This window comes from Shewanella sp. 11B5 (genome assembly GCF_002836795.1).
In the GTDB taxonomy this organism is placed as follows: Bacteria; Pseudomonadota; Gammaproteobacteria; order Enterobacterales; family Shewanellaceae; genus Shewanella; species Shewanella frigidimarina.
This window is the reverse complement of the sequence record NZ_PJAP01001135.1, coordinates 1-2,165: the sequence shown is the minus strand read 5'-3', so window position 1 is coordinate 2,165 and position 2,165 is coordinate 1. Positions and strand designations below refer to the sequence as shown.

The window sequence follows — 2,165 nt, the reverse complement described above, 5'->3', positions numbered from 1 at the left end:
GTACTGAGCCTTTAGACATGGTACGTAACAATATTGATATCGCGTTTATGGTGAATGAAACGTTTAGTGAACTCGACATGGTGGCAAAACCAGTTATCAGTGAAGATATGTGTTTCTTTGCCAGCCCAGAATACTTAACCAAAGCTGGCATGCCTGTCACCTTGAGTGATATTGAACAACACAACTCAATTCTATTTCGCTTCCCAAATGGTAAAACCTTCAGTGAAGTTCCACTCGCCAATGATGCAATGCAGGCCGTAAAAGGCAACTTATGCACCAACAGCATTCAACTGGCTTATGAAGCGACAAAATTAGGCCGAGGGATAGGTTATTTACCACAAAAATTATGTCACGATGACGTAGAGCAAGGGGAGTTAGTACGTTTATTTAATGATTTAGCGCCTTATACAGGCGTGGTATTTCTAGTGTATCCATCAAGACGATTTTTAAGCCTAACGGGTCAGCGCTTACTCGATTACATGCTCGCACAACTACCCGTGCAAACCAGCGAAAAAACGACGACAACCAATACTAAAGTGTGGATTTAATGGGTTAGATTTTGGCCTTTTTCAACAACATCGACGGCTTCGTCGTCTACATCATCAAGTTCATTTGTCGTTGTATCACTGCCGTTTTCGCTATCGTTTTGCTCGTCATTGACTTGTTGATCATCGTCTTGGTGATCATCACTACTGTCATCATCGTTAGATTCATCGAGAGCAACTTGCACTTTATCAAATAACCCTTGTAGTGATGCGGCATCCGTTAATGCAGGTAAATCGGCAAGTTTTGTTAAATTAAAATAATCCAGAAATGCAGGGGTGGTCGCATATAATGCTGGTTTTCCGGGCACTTCCTTATGGCCAACCACTTTAATCCACTGCCGATCCGCTAAACTTTTTATAATATGACTGCTAATCGCCACGCCTCTAATATATTCAATATCACCACGCGTTACCGGTTGTCGATATGCAATCACCGCCAACGTTTCAAGCGTTGCACGAGAGTACTTAGGGGATTTTTCTTGCCAAAGAGGTTGTAAATAAGGGCTGAGTATTTCTTGAGTTTGAAAACGATAGCCACTAGCGATTTTAACTAGCTGTACGCCTCGCTCTTGATAATCTTGCTGTAATTCATCAAGCGTTTCCTGAATGCGCGTACGCGATACACTAAAGTCAGCTAACACCGTTTCTTTAATGGCTTTTACCGACAACGGCTTAGCTAAGACAAACAAACTGGCTTCAATAAGCTGTTTTAACTGAATAGGATTAATTGGCTTCATGGATCTCTTCGAATATCGTTAATTAATACGCTTTTACATAGATGGGTGAAAACGGTTCATTTTGCACTAACTCAACGAGTAATTCTTTAACCAGCTCCATGAGTGCCAAAAAACTCACTACCACACCTGCTCGGCCTTCACTGACATCAAACAAACACTCAAAACCAATGTATTCTGTACTGGATAACTTAGCTAAAATTTGGCTCATGCGTTCACGGGTAGATAAATGTTCACGCTTTACGTGATGATCTTCGTTAGCATCAATGCGTTTTAGTACTTCGCCAAACGCACGGGCAATATCCACCAGCGACACTTCAGGCGGTACTGTTATAGGTTTAATGTCTGGAGCCGCGCTAACGGATGCTTGAAACACATCTCGTTCAATCCGCGGTAACGTATCAATATCGGCTGCAGCTTGTTTGATCACCTCATAGGCTTTTAATTGCCGTATAAGCACCACTCGAGGATCTTCTTCCTCATCATCTTCACTGGCCATTTTAGGTAACAATAATCGGGATTTAATCTCCGCTAATGTTGCCGCCATCACAAGGTAATCGGCAGCCAGTTCAATCCGCGCTTCAGTGAGAATTTCAATATAGAGTAAATATTGTTGGGTGATTTGTTGAATAGGCAAATCAACCACATCTAATTTTTGTTTACGGATTAAATATAACAATAAATCTAATGGGCCTTCAAAGGTTTCAAGAAACACTTCTAAGGCCTCTGGCGGAATAAACAAGTCTACGGGCATGCTATTAAGCGCTTGGCCACGAACCATTGCTAATGGCAGGCTTTGCTGACTGCCTGGCATGTTTATCTTAGATGATTCGTCTGCGGGTATCACTTTCGTTTATTCAAATGCACTGGTATCGCCAGCACCATG

The 2,165-nt window shown here is 42.0% G+C and carries 3 protein-coding genes; 1 reads left to right on the top strand and 2 read right to left on the bottom strand.

Annotated features, from left to right (window positions below; all coding sequences use genetic code 11):
- Positions 1-548, top strand: a 548-nt coding sequence (locus CXF78_RS21180) for a LysR substrate-binding domain-containing protein (protein WP_257984976.1), incomplete at its 5' end; no start/stop codon positions are given.
- Here the strand turns inward: CXF78_RS21180 and scpB are convergent.
- Both scpB and CXF78_RS21170 read right to left on the bottom strand, forming a co-directional pair.
- Positions 545-1,282: an SMC-Scp complex subunit ScpB gene (gene scpB, locus CXF78_RS21175; RefSeq protein WP_102037867.1), complete on the bottom strand. Its 738-nt coding sequence runs from the start codon at positions 1,280-1,282 to the stop codon at positions 545-547. The genes CXF78_RS21180 and scpB overlap by 4 nt on opposite strands.
- 22 nt (positions 1,283-1,304) lie before the next feature.
- Positions 1,305-2,093: a segregation and condensation protein A gene (locus tag CXF78_RS21170; protein WP_059745489.1), complete on the bottom strand. Its 789-nt coding sequence runs from the start codon at positions 2,091-2,093 to the stop codon at positions 1,305-1,307.
- Positions 2,094-2,165: the final 72 nt, after the last annotated feature.

Bases quoted from the DNA above. Each gene is read 5' to 3' on its own strand.
- scpB (WP_102037867.1), bottom strand. From the start codon at position 1,282: ATGAAGCCAATTAATCCTATTCAGTTAAAACAGCTTATTGAAGCCAGT.
- CXF78_RS21170 (WP_059745489.1), bottom strand. From the start codon at position 2,093: ATGCCAGGCAGTCAGCAAAGCCTGCCATTAGCAATGGTTCGTGGCCAA.